Genomic DNA, 19,325 nt, shown 5'->3' with positions numbered 1-19,325 from the left:
GTAGATAATAGGAGGGGATTTGATCATGGATGGGTTTTTATTTTTATGGGTTGCATGGGCATTATGGATTTACATGACATTCATCATGGGGAAACACACAAAAGGGCGTTTTATGTATTCGTTCATCGTACTGTCCATGATTTGTTTGTTTCCTTATCACATCACGATTCACTCATATGTTGTCCATTTAACTACACTGTTATTAGCCATGATCGCCATCCTGCATATCCGCAATGATGGTTTGAGGAAGAAGCTATACATGCTCGTGTGTGCTATGACAATCGGGATGTCTTATGCCGGGGTCGGCATGATTGCAATTTATGATCCAGTACTGATGATCATTGATTCCCATATGATAACAGCGTTTCTATCGATGAGCATTGGCTTCTTGTTTTACGGTAGAATTGATCAACTGCGTAGCATGTTCCTGTCCGTCCTGGTTGGAAGCTTGATGGGAGAAATGATGCTATCGATCTCCTTGAGTAAGATCGGATTCGTTCAAATCATAGGAGGACCAGTCTATTTAGACATTCTTGCTTATATGATTTTGACGACACTTGCCTGGAAGTTCATTCATTCACTGAACAGCATGATGGGCATTAAACTATCACCTAATAAAGGGGAAATCAAAAATATATGAATGAATATGTTTATCCAGTAATATTCGGAGTCATTGTCGGGACATTGACAAGAATTTATATGCTAAGGACGGATTATAGACAATACCCGACTTATCTGCATGGGAAGATCATACATATTGCTCTTGGCTTTATTGCTGCCGGTCTTGGGACGATCGCCATTCCTGCGTTATTGGAAGAGAACTTTACGGCAATCACCTTTTTGACGGTAGCGGCATCGCAATTTCGTGATGTAAGGAATATGGAAAGAAATACATTGACCGAGCTGGATGCATATGAGCTTGTACCTAGGGGAGCGACCTATATAGAGGGGATTGCGGTGGCTTTTGAAAGCAGGAATTATTTAGTGATTTTCACTTCATTACTTGCTACATTGGCTTATATTGTGTTCAATCTTTATGCTGCCCTCGGAATCAGTATCTTTTGCATGTTCTTGGCACACAAGCTCATGTCAGGAGGCAAGCTGAAGGATATAGTAAACATAGAGTTTGTGCAGCCGCATTTCAAGGACGCGGGACTGTACGTTGATAATATTTACATTATGAATATCGGCCTTAAAGTCAGACAGGAAGAAATCATGAAATATGGCATGGGCTTCATCCTGTCACCGAAATCATTCGACGCAAGGTCGACCATTGCGAATCTCGGGCAACGACAGGCGATTCTCCACGATATGTCAACGTCTCTTGGTATATTCAAAGACTCCGGGACCCCTGCGCTTACTCCTTTGGCCAAGAGAGACCTTGATGATGGAAGAGTCGCAGTCTTTGTTCTCCCTCAACGAAAGGAAGTGGACAAAGCCATTGCGATACTCGGGCAGGTCCCGACACTTGAAAATGCAATCAGGATGCCTTCTGAGTCAAAAGCCATTCGAAAAGGGAGCGAAGCAGAGTGAGTACGACGATACAAAAATTCATTTTGGCAGCCGTCACCACTGCCCCTGAAAGGGTGCCGAGTGGAACGGCTGTATTCCATTGCAAAACAGAGGAAGAGCTGCAGAAAATTTGTGCGAATTTAGAAGCCATCCTAGATGGGATTGCACACGAATTGGATGAAGGGCTTTTCATCATCGTGAAACATTGATTGCCAGTTCAATCTTTTACTGATAAAATACTTAAGTTAGGGGGACTGACCCATAAGGGGATATACAGCTTATGGGCCAGTCTTTATTATTGAGATAATATTTATGGAATTAGTGGAAATGAAAAGGCTTAAAGGATATTGTTAGTACTATAAGCTTCTTTCAAGAAAGGGTGAAATAAGTGTCTAAACCAGTTGTTGCAATTGTCGGGCGTCCGAATGTTGGGAAGTCCACGATTTTTAATAGGATTGTCGGAGAGAGAATCTCGATTGTCGAAGATGTTCCGGGAGTGACAAGAGATCGCATATACAGTTCTGCCGAATGGCTGACCCATGACTTTAATATCATTGATACAGGTGGTATTGAGTTAGGGAATGAGCCGTTCCTTGATCAAATCAGGCAACAAGCCGAGATTGCGATTGATGAAGCCGATGTCATCATCTTCCTTACGAACGGAAGGGAAGGGGTCACCGCCGCTGATGAAATCGTGGCAAAAATCCTTTATCGTTCAAACAAACCTGTCGTGTTGGGTGTGAATAAAATCGATAACCCGGAAATGAGAGAGATGGTCTATGACTTCTATTCATTGGGATTCGGAGAACCATTCCCTATATCAGGTTCACACGGACTCGGGCTAGGGGATTTACTGGACGAAGCAGCCAAGCATTTCAACAAGAAGAATGAAGAGGAATATGGCGAAGAGGTCATAAAATTCTCCTTGATCGGCCGACCGAATGTAGGGAAGTCATCACTTGTGAACGCATTATTGGGTGAAGACCGTGTCATTGTCAGTAACGTGGCTGGTACTACAAGGGATGCAATCGATTCTTCATACACGTATGATGGTCAGGAATATGTGATCATTGACACCGCTGGTATGAGGAAGAAGGGGAAAGTGTATGAAACAACTGAAAAATACAGTGTATTAAGGGCACTCAGGGCGATTGAACGCTCTGATGTTGTATTGGTTGTCATAGACGGAGAAGAAGGAATCATCGAGCAGGATAAAAAGATTGCAGGATACGCACATGATGCTGGACGGGCAGTCGTCATTGTCGTGAATAAATGGGATGCTGTCGAGAAAGATGAAAAGACCATGAATAAGTGGGAGCAAAATATCAGGGATCATTTCCAATTCCTTGACTATGCACCAATCATCTTCCTTTCTGCCAAGACGAAGAAACGGATCCATACACTGCTGCCAGTCATCAATACCGCAAGTGAGAACCATGCGATGCGTGTGCAATCCAGTGTACTGAATGAAGTGGTGATGGATGCAGTCGCCATGAATCCGACGCCAACGGATAATGGAAAACGCCTGAGGATTTACTATGCTACTCAAGTGGCGGTCAAGCCTCCTACGTTTGTTGTATTTGTAAACGATCCAGAGTTGATGCACTTCTCTTACGAACGTTTCTTGGAAAATAGAATTCGCGATGCTTTCGGTTTTGAAGGGACCCCTATTCGTATTATCGCTCGAGCAAGAAAATAATAAGGTAGGTGTAAGTGATGAAAAACATTCAGAAAGTGACTGTCATCGGTGCAGGAAGCTGGGGGACGGCCCTGGCGATGGTACTTGCCGACAACGGTTTGGAAGTCAGGTTGTGGGGGCATAAGGCGGATCAGATTCAAGAGATCAACGACCAGCACACAAACCAAAAATATTTAAAAGATATTGAACTTCCCGAGAATATCATTGGGTACTCTGACATGGAAGAGTCGCTAAAAGATATCGGAACGATTGTCTTGGCGGTTCCGACAAAGGCAATCCGGCAAGTGCTTGGCCAGATCCAACAAGTTCAGTCGAATCCTTTGACCGTTGTACATGTAAGTAAAGGAATCGAGCCCGATAGCCTGCTTAGGATCTCAGAGATCATCGAAGAGGAAATGACCCCTGAGAATCTGCGATCAGTCGTCGTACTTTCGGGTCCGAGCCATGCAGAGGAAGTCAGCCTGCGCCACCCGACTACCGTCACGGTTTCATCCGAAAAGATGGAGTATGCAGAAGAAGTCCAAGACCTCTTCATGAATCAGAATTTCAGAGTTTACACAAATCCGGATATGCTCGGCGTTGAAATTGGCGGGGCACTGAAGAACATCATAGCCCTTGCTGCAGGTATCACTGACGGACTGGGATATGGCGACAATGCAAAGGCCGCCCTTATCACAAGGGGGCTGGCTGAAATTGCTCGATTGGGAACCAAGATGGGTGCCAATCCGCTTACATTCTCAGGGTTGGCAGGAATCGGGGATCTCATCGTAACATGCACCAGCGTCCATTCAAGGAACTGGCGGGCAGGAAATATGCTCGGAAAGGGGCACAAGCTTCAAGAAGTGCTTGATAACATGGGGATGGTCGTAGAAGGTGTCCGTACAACAAAAGCGGGTTACCAGCTCGCCCAGAAATATGATGTGTCGATGCCGATCACCAAAGCACTTTATGAAGTTTTATTCAATGATGTCGATGCTAAGGAAGCGGTCGATCATCTAATGTCACGCGGTAAGACGAATGAAATGGAAGATTTGGTGAATATATTGGGTGAACGTTCGTAAAAATATTCTTGATAATAGGCATTAGAGGATACGAAAGATTCACCCTGTGCATACACTGTGGTGAATATATACAGCTTTGCCTATGGATGGGTATGTCACTTAAAGAATAAGAGCTACTTAGGGACCGGACTGGAAGACAGTTTCCCGGGGTCACTGAGTGGCTCTTCTTTTGGTTAATCCCTCATGAATTTAATGAATAACGCGCAATCATTCTGAAATTTTATTGAACACGCATTCTTTTAGAAAAACATGTGATATAATACATTCGATAACAGGAGGGATGTATCATGACTTCTATGATGAAGATGTGGATTTCATTTGCATCGATGGGATCGATGTTTCTTGCAATAATATTGATTTATTTCAGTCGCTATAAAATCAGACAAAAGCTGATCCGATTTTTCACGGCATTACTTGCATACATATTGATGATAGCAGGCGGACTGATGATGATTTACATCGTTTTCAGCGGTCCAACATATTAAGAACACATAATTGAAAGGAAGTTTTGCAGATTGAAACGTGTTGCTGTAACCGGGATGCTTGTCATATTGGCGATGACTTTATTGTCAGGCTGTCTGTATCCTGAAGAGAAGCTCAGTCAGAACCAGATCCCTTATGATACACAGGTGAAAGCTGTTCAAGAAGCCGTTGAGCAGTATCAGAAAGAGAACGACGGACTCCTTCCCATAAAGACAAGGGATCAGGGCACACCGATCTATCAAAAATATCCAATCGATTTTAGGAAGATTTCACCTCAATACCTGCCGGAGATCCCTGGGAATGCATTCGAGAATGGTGGCATATTCCAATATGTCCTTACGGATGTAGAGGAAGATCCAACGGTGAAAATATTCGACCTCCGAATGGCGGAAACGATCAGAGAGATCAAGATCAGGATCCAAGCAGGCGGATATCCGCCGTTCAAAAAGGAAGTCGCACAAAATGTCTATACATTGAATTACGAAGAAATCGGATATGAGGGCGAAGTGTACGTTGACAGCCCATATTCCGGAAAGAAACTACCGCTTGTGATCAACGGGGACGGGGAGATATTCGTAGACTATTCAATGGATTTATATGAAAAGCTGCAAGATACCAAAAAATCTCCTGAACAGGGAGAGGAGATCCGTTATTTACTGACGGAAGATTCCCTGTTTGTACCCGCATATTCTCTTCCTTATACAGTCGATGAAAAGAAAGAACCTGTCTTTATGACAAAATAGGCATAACCCTTCTTCTACAAAATATATTGTAGGAGAAGGGTTATTATTTTTTTATGTCATCCTTTCAAGGGAGTATTCATCATATTCAATTGAACATAATCGCTCCGACATAATAAATTCACATTTAAGTCATAAGGAGGGGAAAAAAACATATTAATAGTCATAAGTCATTAGGACAACATCATATTTATAGAATGTGAGTCAGAATACACGGATGTAACATCCCTGGAATATAAGATGGGAGGGAATCTCTTGGAAAGAGTCGATCTATTTAAAGACATTGCTGAAAGAACTGGCGGAGATATCTATTTAGGTGTGGTGGGAGCAGTAAGAACAGGTAAATCTACTTTCATCAAGAAGTTTATGGAGCTTGTTGTCCTTCCTAATATCGCAAGTGAGTCAGAACGTGCGCGTGCGCAAGATGAGCTGCCGCAAAGTGCTGCAGGAAAGACAATCATGACAACGGAACCGAAGTTTGTTCCTAATCAGGCCATATCCGTGCATGTGGACGAGGGCTTGGAAGTGAATGTAAGACTGGTGGATTGTGTTGGCTATACCGTTCCAGGTGCCAAAGGGTATGAGGATGAAAACGGGCCAAGAATGATCAATACTCCTTGGTATGAAGAACCGATCCCGTTCCATGAAGCGGCTGAAATCGGTACGAGGAAAGTGATTCAAGAGCACTCAACAATCGGTGTAGTGGTCACCACGGATGGATCGATCGGTGAGATCGGAAGAGGGGACTATATCGAAGCCGAAGAAAGAGTCATTGAGGAATTAAAAGAAGTCGGAAAACCATTTATCATGGTGATCAACTCTGCTAGACCTCACGCGACAGAGACAGAAGAGCTCAGGGTGAAACTTCAGGAGAAATATGATATTCCTGTATTGGCAATGAGTGTCGAAAGCATGAGGGATTCAGATGTGCTGAATGTTCTTCGCGAGGCATTGTTCGAATTCCCGGTACTTGAAGTGAATGTGAACTTACCAAGCTGGGTCATGGTACTCAAAGAGGAGCACTGGTTACGTCAAAACTACCAGGAAGCTGTCAAAGAAACAGTCAAGGACATCAAGCGGCTGCGTGATGTAGACCGTGTCGTCCATTATTTCAGTGAGTATGAGCATATCGAACGCGCAGGACTTGCCGGGATCGATATGGGTCAGGGAATAGCGGAAATCGATCTTTATGCACCTGATGAGCTGTATGATGAAGTGTTGAAGGAGATTGTAGGCGTTGAAATCCGCGGCAAAGATCACTTGCTGGAGCTGATGCAGGATTTTGCTCATGCAAAAGCGGAATACGATCAGATCTCCGATGCGTTAAGAATGGTAAAGCAAACAGGATATGGAATTGCTGCCCCATCCTTGTCGGATATGAGCCTGGATGAACCGGAAATCATACGCCAGGGATCTAGATTCGGGGTTAGCCTGAAGGCCGTCGCGCCATCAATCCATATGATCAAGGTGGACGTACAATCGAAATTCGAACCGATCATCGGCACGGAAAAGCAAAGTGAAGAGCTTGTCCGCTACCTGATGCAGGACTTCGAAGACGATCCACTTTCCATCTGGAATTCAGACATCTTCGGAAGAAGCCTTAGCTCCATCGTAAGGGAAGGCATCTCCGCTAAATTGTCACTGATGCCTGAAAATGCGCGCTACAAACTGAAAGACACACTAGAAAGAATCATCAACGAAGGCTCCGGTGGATTAATCGCCATCATTCTATAAAACTCTTTGAGACTCTCTTTTGAGGGTCTTTTTTTTTTTTCTGCTAAAGAATATTTTTTTATTTTAACCTGGTTTCCAGAAAAATGCAGACTGATGGAGGGGAGTAGTTTAAATGAGAACCTTCCAAGATAATAAGTCCATCATTTTTGATAATACCTTGCTCTAAATACCAAGAAGGGTATACGTTATGACACGCTATGAAGTTGGATTTTAAATAAAGACGGATGGTTTTATTAAAAAGACAAATTAACGGGCTTATGAGTAGAAAAGTGGAGTGTTCTTAGTGGGGCTGGATGAGTATGATTCTTAACCGGCCACCACTCACCGAATCGGGATCGTGATTTGTGGTTGGTCTAGGCGGCGTGGGGTATCGGGGTGACGACAATCGATGAAGAGGCGGGTTTTGATAATATATTTTGATTATTGATAATAAATGGTCCGGTATTGATAATAAATCCATTGTTTTCGATAATAAGTCGTTCATTTTTGATAATAAACCAACCAGAATACTCCAAAGGGTATGTCTTCCAACATGGTTTTAAGGTGGATGAAAGCCTCTTTAAGTAAAAAACAGATGGTTTTATTAAAAAAAGACAAATTAACGGGCTAAAAAAGAAGAAAAGCGAGTGTTTTTAGTGGGATCGAATGAATTATGTTCCTCCATCAGTCACCACACCATCATCTCCTTACCCTGAACATGAACATTGATTCAATATAAGCTCCTGCGGGAAAAGCGAGTAAGGTGAGACCACAGGAGCGAAGCGGCGAGGAGGCTCACCACCGCCCGCGGAAAGCGAAGTCTTGCACGGAAATCATCAGCGGCGATCGAAGGGGAAGTTAAAAAGAGGGGAGGGTTTTTCAACTTATCATGTTTATTTGACCGATTGAATGGGAAATGTTTAAAAGCGATGGTCGTGATGGATCGATTTTAATGAGGTGGAAAACTTCAAGAAATAGCAATATAAAGGGAAAAAGAGGACATTCTATTACATTTATGTATCAAATAAGAAAAGATTCCCATTATTTCTTGATTTATTCTTGCTAAGCACAATCTATTATGATAATCTTTTAACAGAATTGTTGTTGAGTATTGATTCAGCAACGTTTTCAAGCGATTTTTCCATACTTGATGTATAGAATTCGCTAAAGTTGTTTACTAATGATATTAAAGTGAATGAATCATGACTGAGACATTTCCTTGGGAGGAGGTGAATGGCATGAACAAGACAGAATTAATCAATGCTGTTGCAGAAGCTGCTGAGCTATCTAAGAAGGACGCTACTAAAGCGGTTGACGCTGTTTTCGATACAATTCAAGATTCACTTGCAAAAGGTGATAAAGTACAATTAATCGGATTCGGTAACTTCGAAGTACGTGAGCGTGCAGCCCGTAAAGGTCGCAACCCACAAACAGGTGAAGAAATCGAAATCTCAGCTAGCAAAGTACCTGCTTTCAAACCAGGTAAAGCGCTTAAAGAAGCTGTAAAATAATTACATACTTTGAGCGTGAAGGAAAGGCCGCACTCGTTGCGGTCTTTTTTCTTTTTTACTGGATCTGATCACCTCACTCACTAGTATGTTCATAAATAATTTGATTATGTTGTCAGTCAACATATAAATGATGATTCTTAAATTGACTGTTTTTCTAGCTCTACCCAGAAATTCAACACGTATTATGAACTTCGAAAGCACTAGGCTTTGATGAGTTTATTGGCTTATGCTAATATTAACAATGTTAGTTTATTTCTTTAAGTGATAGTGGGAGGACAACATAATGGCAGAAGTCAATCACAGCCAAATTGAAGAAGCAGTTCGTTTAATTCTTGAAGCAATAGGAGAGAATCCTAATAGAGAAGGTTTATTGGATACACCTAAACGCGTCGCAAAAATGTATGCAGAAGTATTTTCTGGTATAGATCATGATCCGAAAGAATACTTTCAGACCATTTTCAGTGAAGATCACGAAGAAATGGTACTTGTCAAAGATATTCCTTTCTATTCGATGTGTGAGCATCATTTAGTGCCTTTCTACGGCCGTGCCCATGTGGCGTATATTCCAAGGAATGGAAGGGTCACGGGACTCAGTAAATTGGCGAGGGCTGTTGAATCGGTAGCAAAAAGGCCCCAGCTGCAAGAAAGGATCACCTCTACGGTGGCAGACTCAATCATGGAAACCCTTGAACCACACGGTGCGATGGTTGTGGTTGAAGCAGAACATATGTGCATGACCATGAGAGGCGTGAAGAAACCTGGTTCCAGTACCGTTACGACTGCAGTGCGCGGAACGTTCAAGGAAGATTCTCAAGCCCGTAACGAAGTGCTTTCATTTATTAAGAAGTAAATGACAGGAGTTGAGTCACAATGAATTCAAATGATTACGTTGTCATCAAAGCAGCGGAAGACGGAGTGAATGTAATCGGCCTGACAAGAGGTACGGATACTCGTTTCCATCATTCTGAGAAGCTGGATAAAGGTGAAGTGATGATTGCTCAATTCACTGATCATACTTCTGCGATCAAAGTGAGGGGCAAGGCGACCATCATGACGAGCTACGGAGAAATCGAGAGTGATAACAAAAAATAATAGTCAATTTCAGGGACGGACAAAGAACGATCATTCTTAGTCGTCCCCTTTGTTTATTTGGCAGTCTTCCAGTTATGTCATGGAATCTTGGAGGCTGCAGGTAGTGCTGGACCATGAGAGGGGCTGTTCGTTGGTTCCCTATTCATGAAAGTTTTATGGTATAATATTTATTGCTGAAATTTATCGTTTGAAACATAGTAGAAATGGGGACATAGGGCATGAAATTCACTGATTATAATCATCAAGCGAATATCATACATCAATACATAGAAGAGCAGCTTCATCATTCTTATCTGAAGGAGTACATTGACCAACCTTACGTTGATCGCATGCTCATTAATTATTTGCTCCTTCCATTCATGGACGGTAAAAGGATGGTCACCGAACAGGAAATGAAGTGGATTTCTACTGCTATGTTTTTACATGTTGCCCTTGAGACCCATGAGAAGGTAACGATATCGGAAAAGGATCCTCTCAAAGAAAGGCAATTAACTGTGCTCGCGGGGGTATACTTCAGCAGTCTTTATTACAAGATGCTGTCTGATTCTGAAGATATTGAGCTGATTGAAGTATTGGCGAGCGCCATTAAAGACATAAATGAATGTAAAATTTCTATGTACAAAGAAGAATGCACATCAATTGAAGAGTTGATTGAGAGTGTAAGGATCATTGAAACATCGATCCCTGCAAATTTCTATACTCATTTCCAAAAGAAAGACTGGGTTTCCCTTCTTTCAGATTCTCTTCTTTATAACAGGCTTTTGAAGGAGCGCCTTTCAGTGAATAACTCACAGGAAACGATTTTTCAGAGTGCAGTGAAAACGATCTTGAACCGTTCTCAACAACAAGTGGAGGACCGCGATGTATTGGGGGTCATCGATCTTACATTGGATCGCGTTCAAAAGGATATAGAATTGCAGGTAGCAGGGAAAGAGCCGGTCATTCCTGAGGCAAGAGAGTTATTAGTGAAGTTTCTTCCTTTCATTGAGCATTTGTCCACTACGAATTTATACGCGGAAGAAGGGTAAATAATATGCAACAATCCAAAGAACAAAAAGTTCATGGAGTCTTTGAAAAAATCTATTCAAACTATGACAAGATGAATTCAGTCATTAGCTTTCAACAGCACAAAAAATGGCGTAAAGAAACAATGAAGCATATGAGCGTCAAAGAAGGATCCTCGGCGTTGGATGTATGCTGCGGTACCGCGGATTGGACCTTGGCCCTCGGCCATGCAGTCGGGCCAAAAGGTAAAGTAGTCGGTTTGGACTTCAGTCGGAACATGCTCTCCATTGGCGAGGAAAAGGTGAAGGACTCGTCCCTTTCGAATATTGAGCTTATTCACGGGAATGCCATGGAGCTCCCTTTTGAAGATCATTCCTTTGATTACGTAACGATCGGCTTCGGGCTAAGGAATGTCCCGGACTACCTGCAAGTTTTAAAAGAGATGAACCGTGTGTTAAAACCTGGTGGTATGGCCGTTTGTCTTGAAACATCCCAGCCTACCATGTTCGGTTTCAGACAGCTATATTATATGTATTTCAGATTCATTATGCCTGTTTTCGGAAGGTTACTGGCAAAAAGCTTTACAGAGTATTCATGGCTGCAAGAGTCCGCCCGCGATTTTCCAGGTATGAAGGAGCTTGCGGAAATGTTTGAAGAAGCCGGCTTCAAAGATATACTATATAAACCATATAGCGGCGGCGTGGCTGCAATGCACGTGGGCTACAAGAAATAGAAATACGCAAATCAGTAAACTGGGTGGATTAAATATGAAGCTAAATAGGATTTATTCCTTTCTAAAAACAGACATTGATCAGATTGAAAAGGAACTTGAGACGGCCATCGAATCAGATTCACGGCTATTGAATCAAGCATCCCTTCACCTATTACAGGCAGGTGGGAAGCGGATTCGTCCTGTTTTTGTCTTGCTTTCTGCAAAATTCGGCGATTACGACATCGACTTGGTAAAGAATGCTGCTGTGGCGTTGGAGCTGATTCATATGGCCTCGCTCGTTCATGATGATGTCATCGATGATGCTGAATTGAGAAGAGGGAAAGCAACGATCAAAGCGCAATGGGATAACAGGATTGCCATGTATACGGGTGATTATATTTTTGCCCGGGGACTGGAATACATGACAAACATCAAGAATCCCGAAGCTCATCAAATCCTTTCCAACACCATTGTAGAGTTATGCAAGGGAGAAATTGCGCAAATTAAGGACAAGTACCGATACGATCAGGATTTAAGGGATTATTTATTGAGGATCAAACGGAAGACTGCTTTGCTGATTGCCGTTAGTTGTCAATTGGGGGCGATATCCTCAGGTGCGCCCGAGGAAGTCCATAGAAGGCTATTCCGATTCGGCTATAATGTCGGCATGAGCTTTCAGATCACGGATGATATACTCGATTTGACGGCTAGTGAGGAAGAGTTGGGTAAGCCGGCAGGAAGCGATTTATGGCAAGGGAACATTACACTCCCCATCTTATACGCGATGGAAGATCCCCGGTTGAAAGAGGAAATCGAACGGATAACAGAAGAAACGACAGCAGAAGAGATGAAGAAGGTGATCGCGGCTATTCTTTCTACTGATGCAATCGACCGCGCCCATAGAGTCAGCAGGATGTATCTTGACAAAGCCTTGGATGATTTAGAAAGCTTGCCTCAGAACCGTGTGAAAAAGACATTGAAGAATATTGCAAATTTCATCGGCAAAAGAAAATATTAAGAAAATTTAAAATGGAAACGTTGCCAAAACCCCTAAACAGTGTTACTATTTTCGTGGGACGTCCTCGGACAGACTATACATACATAATTAGGAGTGGGGAAGATGGAAAAAACGTTTTTAATGGTAAAACCAGACGGTGTACAAAGAGGGTTAATCGGTGATATCGTATCACGTTTTGAGAAAAAGGGCTTTCAATTGGTCGGTGCCAAACTGATGAGCATCTCCAATGAGCTTGCAGAAGAGCATTATGGAGAACATAAAGAAAGACCTTTCTTTGGTGAATTGGTAGACTTCATTACTTCCGGCCCAGTTTTTGCCATGGTATGGCAGGGGGAAAACGTCATTTCTACGGCTCGTGGAATGATGGGATCCACTAATCCTAAAGATGCAGCAACAGGCACAATCCGCGGTGACTTCGGTCTCACGGTAGGGAAGAACATCATTCACGGTTCTGACTCTCCTGAAAGCGCTGTACGTGAAATTGGTTTATTCTTCAAGGAAGAAGAATTGGTTGAATACTCTAAATTGATGAATGAGTGGATTTATTAATCACTATAATGATAGGCGGGACAAGTCAGCGATGGCTTGTCTTTTTTAGTTTCATTTTTAAATGAGGCGGAGTTTTTTAAATCTGATTGAGCCGCAGGTTGGAGTAAGAGACGAAGAACCCCTTGCATAGCCTTGTTATATATGAAATGGGCCAGAGCTGTTTAATTACGTCGGTAAAAAGTTTATGAAAACGATTGTTAATAATTCATATCCTTGTTCGATATATCATATATACATAAATATTTCATGTAATAGCAGAAAGAGTGAGAATGAATGGTCAATGATTATAATGACTTCGTGCAAGGGATTAAAAGAAAGACGGGAATCGACTTATCCCTTTATAAGGAAGCCCAGATGAAACGAAGGTTGACGTCCTTGTATGAGAAGAAGGGGTTCGGAAGTTTTCAGGAATATTATAAGACATTATGCATGGATGACGTGCAGATGGCTGAATTCTTAGATCGAATGACCATCAATGTATCGGAGTTCTTCCGTAATTACAAACGGTGGGAGGTACTTGAGACAAAAATTCTGCCAAGGCTTTTGAAAGGGAAGCAGAATTTGAAAATCTGGAGTGCAGCATGCTCGACTGGTGAAGAACCATATACACTTGCCATGATGCTATCTAATCATCTGCCGTTGAACCAAATTAAAATCCTTGCAACAGATTTGGATGATAATGCACTTATGAGAGCCAAGGCTGCGGTTTATCAGGAAAGATCCTTGGCGGAAGTTCCGCTTGATCGTAAACAAAAATTCTTTACACCCCATGGCTCCTTATTCAAGGTGAATGATGACATCAGAAAAACGGTAACGTTCAAGAAGCAGAATCTTCTTGCTGATCCTTTTGAAAAAGAGTTCGATCTGATTGTGTGCAGAAACGTGTTGATATACTTCACTGAAGATGCGAAAGATCAGTTGTATAAAAAATTCAACTCTTCACTTAAGCATGAAGGGGTCTTATTTGTCGGAAGTACCGAACAAATCTTCAACCCAGGTCAATATGGTTTCCAATCGGAAGATACATTTTTTTATAAGAAAATTTGATCATGACACGATCTGTCAGGAGCATGCTGGATGATATGGCTTGCTCCGGGCAGTCGTGTTTTTTTACACCTGAAGTTTTAAAAAGTGCAAAATTTTTTGATTATAGTACTAGGAATGAATATTATACTTATGTTATATTGGTACATAATTCTTTAACGAGTTGAAGGGGGAAAGCGTTATGAGATATTTAACATCAGGTGAGTCTCACGGTCCGCAATTGACGACAATCATTGAAGGGCTACCGGCAGGGATGCCGATCGAGGCTGAAGACATCAACGAAGATTTGGCCAGGAGACAAAAAGGCTATGGCCGTGGTCGAAGGATGCAGATTGAAACAGACCGTGTTTCAATCGTCGGGGGTGTCAGACATGGCTATACCCTCGGTTCACCATTAGGCCTTGTAGTTGAAAATAAAGACTGGACTCATTGGACGAAAGTGATGGGAATAGAATCATTATCCCCTGGGGAAGCCGAGGATGTGAAGAGGAGGATTTCACGTCCGAGGCCGGGGCACGCCGATCTTGTAGGCGGCATGAAATATGGTCACCGTGATCTCAGGAATGTCCTTGAAAGATCATCTGCCAGGGAAACGACTGTCAGGGTGGCAGCAGGATCTGTGGCGAAGAAGCTTCTTAACCTACTAGGCATCGAAGTGGTCGGACATGTATTGGAGATCGGTGGAATCAAAGCTGAAAACCTCAACTATGATTCAATGGAAGATTTAAAAACAAGGACAGAAGAATCCCCAGTCCGTTGCCTGGATGAAAATGCTGCAAGCAGTATGATGAAGTTAATAGATGAGGCAAAGCAGAACGGAGACTCGATCGGAGGGGTCGTTGAGGTCATTGTAGAAGGGATGCCAGCAGGAGTTGGCAGTTATGTTCATTATGACCGCAAGCTGGATGCAAAACTTGCCATGGCCATCATGAGTATCAATGCATTTAAAGGCGTAGAATTCGGACTTGGCTTCGAGATGGCAAGAAAGCCTGGAAGTGAAGTGCATGATGAAATCCTATGGAGTGAAGAAAAAGGTTATTACAGGAAAACGAACCGCCTCGGCGGTTTTGAAGGCGGTATGACGACGGGCATGCCGATTCACATAAAAGGCGTAATGAAACCTATTCCGACATTATACAAGCCTCTGCAAAGTGTGGATATCGACACGAAGGAACCATTCAAGGCAAGCATCGAGCGTTCTGATAGCTGTGCGGTACCTTCCGCAAGTGTAGTGGCGGAATCCGTGGTGGCATGGGAACTTGCTTCTGCAATCGTAGATCAATTTCATAGTGATCAATATGAGAAGCTCCAAAAAGATGTGGAAGCTCTCAGAGAAGAAACGAAGGATTATTAAATGAAAAACCTTACCATTCATACGTCCTCTAAATCGTATGATGTGATTTTGGGGAACGGCATGACACACGAAATAGTAAGCTTCATCTCCAGTGAATTCCCGGACCTGTCAAAGGTCTGGGTCATAGCGGATGAACAGGTGTACTCATTGTTTGGCAAAGAATTCACAAACATACTCAGTAAATCCCTTCCAGTTACAATTTATGAGGCGCCGGCGGGAGAGAAGGCGAAAAGTTTTGAAGTCTATCAAAATGCCATCACGCACGGACTGACAAACGGTGTGGATAGGAAATCAATTGTCTTGGCGTTTGGCGGAGGGGCAATAGGGGACCTCGCAGGGTTTGTTGCGTCGACCTATATGAGGGGCATCCCCTTTATAGGTATACCCACTACAATACTTGCTCATGACAGTGCTGTAGGAGGGAAGGTGGCGATCAATCATCCATTGGGGAAGAACATGGTCGGGCAATTCTATCAGCCCGAGCGCGTTTTCTTCGACCTGGATTACTTCAAGAGTCTGCCCCCGGAAGAAATACGATCAGGCTATGCAGAAGTGATTAAACACGCGTTCTTGTCGGATGCACACTTCCTGGCTGACTTGAAGACCCGCTTCACTTCTGTTCATGAATTGCAGGATGAGTTCATCGAGCAATGCCTTATTAAGGGAATCAACGTGAAAGGCGAGATCGTGTCGCAGGATGAGAAAGAAAAAGGCGTCAGGGCTTATTTGAATTTTGGCCATACGTATGGCCATGCCGTAGAAAGTGCAAGTGGCTATGGGAAGAGAACCCATGGTGAATCGGTCATGATCGGTATGATTTACGCCCTTTATCTCAGTACCAAATATACTGGGCTATCATTCGACCTCAGAGAATTCATCCAATGGGTGGGATCTTTGGGATATGACTTGACCGTCGGGGATGATACACCGTTCATCGAACTTTTGGAAAAAATGAAAAATGATAAAAAATCAAAAGACCGAATGCCTGTATTCGTGCTTCTCGAAGATATATCCAAACCTGTCTTAATGAAAATACCTGAAGAAAGTTTGGAAGAAGCCGATCAATTCATTCGTGAGATTCCTGAATGGATAGAGAGAGAATCACCGAAGGGAGAGTTGAGGGATGATGAGGGGAATCAGGGGAGCTACCACTGCCCAGAAAAATGATGAAAAGAGTATACTCCTTGAGACTCGTGAACTGTTGAAGCAAATGATGCTTTCTAATCAGCTCGATCCGGAAAACGTGGCTTCGGTTTTCATTTCTGCAACTGCCGATCTAACGGCTGCATTTCCCGCCAAGGCATTAAGGGAATTTAATGACTGGAAATACGTACCGGTCATGTGCATGCAGGAATTGAATGTCCCTGGAGGGCTGGAGCGTTGTATCAGAGTGATGATCCACTATAATACGACGACAAGGCAACAAGAAATCCAGCATATTTATTTGAACGATGCTGTCTCATTGAGACCCGATTTGCTCGGGAAATGAATAGAAATAGTATGTGCACTTGGATTGAAAGGAAGTTTTGCAAATGCAATGGAAATCACAATTACACAGCCTGAAAGCGTATCAACCAGGAAAGACGATGGAAGATGTGAAAGAGCAGTTCAATCTTGATAAAGTAGTGAAGCTTGCTTCGAATGAAAATCCTTTTGGGTGTTCACCAAGTGTAGGAGAGTATATCTCTTCCGCACTGACGGCACATGCCATCTACCCGGACGGGTATGCCAAACAGCTCCGGATGAAAGTAGCGGACCTGTTGTCTGTCGAACCACAGCAGCTTCTTTTCGGCAACGGCTCTGATGAAGTGATACAAATGATTTCGAGGGCATTGCTCACCCCTGGTAAAAGCACAGTCATGGCGACACCAACTTTTCCTCAGTACAAACATAATGCCGTTGTAGAAGGAGCAGAAGTAAGGGAAATCCCATTGGATGAGGCAGGAAAGCATCAGCTCGGTAAGATGCTCGCTGCCATTGATGAAACCACAGCGGTTGTCTGGCTTTGCTCTCCTAATAACCCAACAGGTGAATATATCAGGAATCATGAATTGCTTGAATTCATGGATCATGTACCCTCCCACGTGTTGGTCGTACTGGATGAGGCCTATTATGAGTATGTGACTGCCGAGGATTATTACGATTCAATAAAGCTCCTCGACAAGTATCCTCAACTGCTTGTAACGAGGACCTTTTCAAAAGCCTATGGGTTGGCAGGCTTCAGGGTTGGTTATGGAGTGGGGCACCCTGATGTAATCGGCAAGCTTGAACCGATCAGGGAACCTTTCAACAACAATTCCCTTGGTCAGGGAGCTGCTGCGGCTGCTGTTGATGATCAAGAATTTATATCCCATTGCAGGGAACAGAACCGTAAAGGGCTGCAACAGTTCTATGATTTCTGTGAACAACATGGACTTAACTATATGAAATCACAAGCAAACTTTATCTTGATTGATTTTGGCGTGAGTGGGGATGAGGTATTCCATTATCTTATGAGTAAAGGGTATATCGTCCGTTCAGGTCAGGCTTTGGGTTATCCTGAAGCCGTTCGGGTAACCGTGGGTTCCCCTGAACAAAATGAAGAACTGATTTCACTGATGAAAGAGTTTCTTGTTGTTTCAAAAGGTGTCTGACTTCTTTAGCCGGAAGGGAATCTCCAGTTGAGGAGCCCGACCGGCTTTTTTTCAACGGTTTTGAACGACATGAGGAGGAATTGGATGGAAGGCAAAGTATTAATAGTAGGGATGGGTTTGATCGGCGGTTCTCTTGCTCTTTGTATAAAAGAGGAACACCCGGAGTCCACGATCATCGGTTATGATATCAATGAGAAAGAATTAAGGCTTGCCAAGCCCTTAGGCGTGATAGATGAGATTGCATCTACATTGGAAGAGGGAGCTTCCTGTGCGGACCTTATCATTTTAGCGACTCCCGTCACCCAAACGGAAAAAATATTGGACATCCTTCAACAGATTGAGTTGAAATCCGATGTCATCATTACGGACACCGGTAGTACAAAAGAAAGAATCGTGAAAGCATCCATGACACTCGTACATAAAGGGGTGACGTTCATAGGCGGGCATCCCATGGCAGGGTCGCATAAGAGTGGGGTGAGTGCATCAAAGAAGATTCTGTTTGAAAATGCATTTTATATGCTCACGCCACCAGAAGGGGACGCCGTAGAGGATTCGATTGACCTATTGAAAGAGTGGCTGAAGGGGACACGTGCAAAGTTTATGATGGTCCCTCCAAAAGAGCACGATGAGTTAACCGGGATGATCAGCCATTTTCCTCATGTGATTGCAGCTTCTCTTGTCCATCAGGCTAAAGAAGCTTCAGATGAGCACCCTTACTTAAGGAGGCTGGCAGCCGGAGGCTTTAGGGATATTACGAGAATTGCGTCCTCAAACCCTGAAATGTGGAAAGATATCACGCTTCAAAATAGGGATGTATTAATGGACATCATGCTAAAGTGGAAGGGCGAAATGGAACAGGTCATCGATATGATCGGCAAGAATGACTCTGAAAGGATCTTCAATTACTTTCACGAGGCGAAACAATTCAGGGATGATCTTCCTGTATTCTCAAAAGGGGCCATACCGGCATTTTATGACTTATATATCGATGTTCCCGATTATCCGGGTGTCATATCTGAAGTGACCGCATATTTAGCAGAAGAAAGGATCAGCTTGACGAATATACGAATTCTTGAGACGAGAGAGGACTTATTCGGTGTGCTTGTCATTAGCTTCCAGACGATGGAAGATCGCGAAAAGGCGTCCGAGTGCTTATCTAAAAAAACTTCCTATGATTTGTTCCTGGATTGAACTTCCTA

General features: G+C 43.1%; 21 protein-coding genes. All 21 read left to right on the top strand.

What is annotated here, in order from left to right; all coding sequences use genetic code 11:
- Positions 1-25 precede the first annotated feature (25 nt).
- The 21 genes from LCM10_RS06615 to LCM10_RS06515 all read left to right on the top strand — a co-directional run bounded on the left by LCM10_RS06615 (position 26) and on the right by LCM10_RS06515 (position 19,317).
- A complete protein-coding gene (locus LCM10_RS06615; protein WP_224875356.1) occupies positions 26-640 on the top strand; it encodes a hypothetical protein in 615 nt (204 codons plus the stop codon).
- Positions 637-1,533, top strand: coding sequence for a YIEGIA family protein (locus LCM10_RS06610; protein ID WP_224875355.1), 897 nt, complete (start codon positions 637-639; stop codon positions 1,531-1,533). Before LCM10_RS06615 ends, LCM10_RS06610 begins: the two co-directional genes overlap by 4 nt.
- A complete protein-coding gene (locus tag LCM10_RS06605; protein ID WP_224875354.1) occupies positions 1,530-1,721 on the top strand; it encodes a capping complex subunit for YIEGIA in 192 nt (63 codons plus the stop codon). The genes LCM10_RS06610 and LCM10_RS06605 overlap by 4 nt, the downstream gene beginning before the upstream one ends.
- 179 nt (positions 1,722-1,900) lie before the next feature.
- The gene (der, locus tag LCM10_RS06600) at positions 1,901-3,211 is read left to right on the top strand and encodes a ribosome biogenesis GTPase Der (RefSeq protein WP_224875353.1); all 1,311 of its coding nucleotides are present in this window, start codon (positions 1,901-1,903) and stop codon (positions 3,209-3,211) included.
- Between the two features lie 17 nt (positions 3,212-3,228).
- A complete protein-coding gene (locus LCM10_RS06595; RefSeq protein WP_263621375.1) occupies positions 3,229-4,272 on the top strand; it encodes an NAD(P)H-dependent glycerol-3-phosphate dehydrogenase in 1,044 nt (347 codons plus the stop codon).
- Positions 4,273-4,559: 287 nt separating this feature from the next.
- Complete coding sequence (locus LCM10_RS06590) at positions 4,560-4,757, top strand: DUF2768 domain-containing protein (protein ID WP_224875352.1); 198 nt, start codon at positions 4,560-4,562, stop codon at positions 4,755-4,757.
- A gap of 30 nt (positions 4,758-4,787) precedes the next feature.
- Complete coding sequence (locus tag LCM10_RS06585; RefSeq protein ID WP_224875351.1) at positions 4,788-5,498, top strand: hypothetical protein; 711 nt, start codon at positions 4,788-4,790, stop codon at positions 5,496-5,498.
- A gap of 252 nt (positions 5,499-5,750) precedes the next feature.
- Positions 5,751-7,229 (top strand): stage IV sporulation protein A, encoded by a 1,479-nt coding sequence (gene spoIVA, locus LCM10_RS06580; RefSeq protein WP_224875350.1) that lies wholly within the window; start codon positions 5,751-5,753, stop codon positions 7,227-7,229.
- 1,217 nt (positions 7,230-8,446) lie between these two features.
- A complete protein-coding gene (locus LCM10_RS06575; RefSeq protein ID WP_172251611.1) occupies positions 8,447-8,719 on the top strand; it encodes an HU family DNA-binding protein in 273 nt (90 codons plus the stop codon).
- Between the two features lie 283 nt (positions 8,720-9,002).
- A complete protein-coding gene (gene folE, locus LCM10_RS06570) occupies positions 9,003-9,569 on the top strand; it encodes a GTP cyclohydrolase I FolE (protein WP_224875349.1) in 567 nt (188 codons plus the stop codon).
- 20 nt (positions 9,570-9,589) lie between these two features.
- Positions 9,590-9,811, top strand: a complete 222-nt coding sequence (mtrB, locus tag LCM10_RS06565) for a trp RNA-binding attenuation protein MtrB (RefSeq protein ID WP_224875348.1) — start codon at positions 9,590-9,592, stop codon at positions 9,809-9,811.
- Between the two features lie 218 nt (positions 9,812-10,029).
- The gene (locus LCM10_RS06560; RefSeq protein ID WP_224875347.1) at positions 10,030-10,839 is read left to right on the top strand and encodes a heptaprenyl diphosphate synthase component 1; all 810 of its coding nucleotides are present in this window, start codon (positions 10,030-10,032) and stop codon (positions 10,837-10,839) included.
- 5 nt (positions 10,840-10,844) lie between these two features.
- Complete coding sequence (locus LCM10_RS06555) at positions 10,845-11,549, top strand: demethylmenaquinone methyltransferase (protein WP_224875346.1); 705 nt, start codon at positions 10,845-10,847, stop codon at positions 11,547-11,549.
- A gap of 34 nt (positions 11,550-11,583) precedes the next feature.
- Entirely contained in the window at positions 11,584-12,546 is a 963-nt protein-coding gene (gene hepT, locus LCM10_RS06550; RefSeq protein ID WP_224875345.1) for a heptaprenyl diphosphate synthase component II, read from the top strand.
- A 102-nt stretch (positions 12,547-12,648) separates the two neighbouring features.
- Positions 12,649-13,095, top strand: a complete 447-nt coding sequence (ndk, locus tag LCM10_RS06545; protein WP_224875344.1) for a nucleoside-diphosphate kinase — start codon at positions 12,649-12,651, stop codon at positions 13,093-13,095.
- Positions 13,096-13,368: 273 nt separating this feature from the next.
- Positions 13,369-14,142 (top strand): CheR family methyltransferase, encoded by a 774-nt coding sequence (locus LCM10_RS06540; RefSeq protein ID WP_224875343.1) that lies wholly within the window; start codon positions 13,369-13,371, stop codon positions 14,140-14,142.
- 178 nt (positions 14,143-14,320) lie between these two features.
- Positions 14,321-15,493, top strand: a complete 1,173-nt coding sequence (aroC, locus tag LCM10_RS06535; protein ID WP_224875342.1) for a chorismate synthase — start codon at positions 14,321-14,323, stop codon at positions 15,491-15,493.
- On the top strand, positions 15,494-16,660 hold the full coding sequence (aroB, locus tag LCM10_RS06530) for a 3-dehydroquinate synthase (protein ID WP_224875341.1): 1,167 nt from the start codon (positions 15,494-15,496) through the stop codon (positions 16,658-16,660).
- A complete protein-coding gene (aroH, locus tag LCM10_RS06525; protein ID WP_224875340.1) occupies positions 16,617-16,982 on the top strand; it encodes a chorismate mutase in 366 nt (121 codons plus the stop codon). Before aroB ends, aroH begins: the two co-directional genes overlap by 44 nt.
- 43 nt (positions 16,983-17,025) lie before the next feature.
- On the top strand, positions 17,026-18,126 hold the full coding sequence (hisC, locus tag LCM10_RS06520) for a histidinol-phosphate transaminase (protein ID WP_224875339.1): 1,101 nt from the start codon (positions 17,026-17,028) through the stop codon (positions 18,124-18,126).
- 84 nt (positions 18,127-18,210) lie between these two features.
- Positions 18,211-19,317 (top strand): prephenate dehydrogenase, encoded by a 1,107-nt coding sequence (locus LCM10_RS06515; RefSeq protein WP_224875338.1) that lies wholly within the window; start codon positions 18,211-18,213, stop codon positions 19,315-19,317.
- Positions 19,318-19,325: the final 8 nt, after the last annotated feature.

It is taken from the genome of Rossellomorea aquimaris, from assembly GCF_020171925.1.
GTDB lineage: Bacteria > Bacillota > Bacilli > Bacillales > Bacillaceae_B > Rossellomorea > Rossellomorea aquimaris_F.
This window is presented reverse-complemented; position numbering and strand designations above follow the sequence as displayed.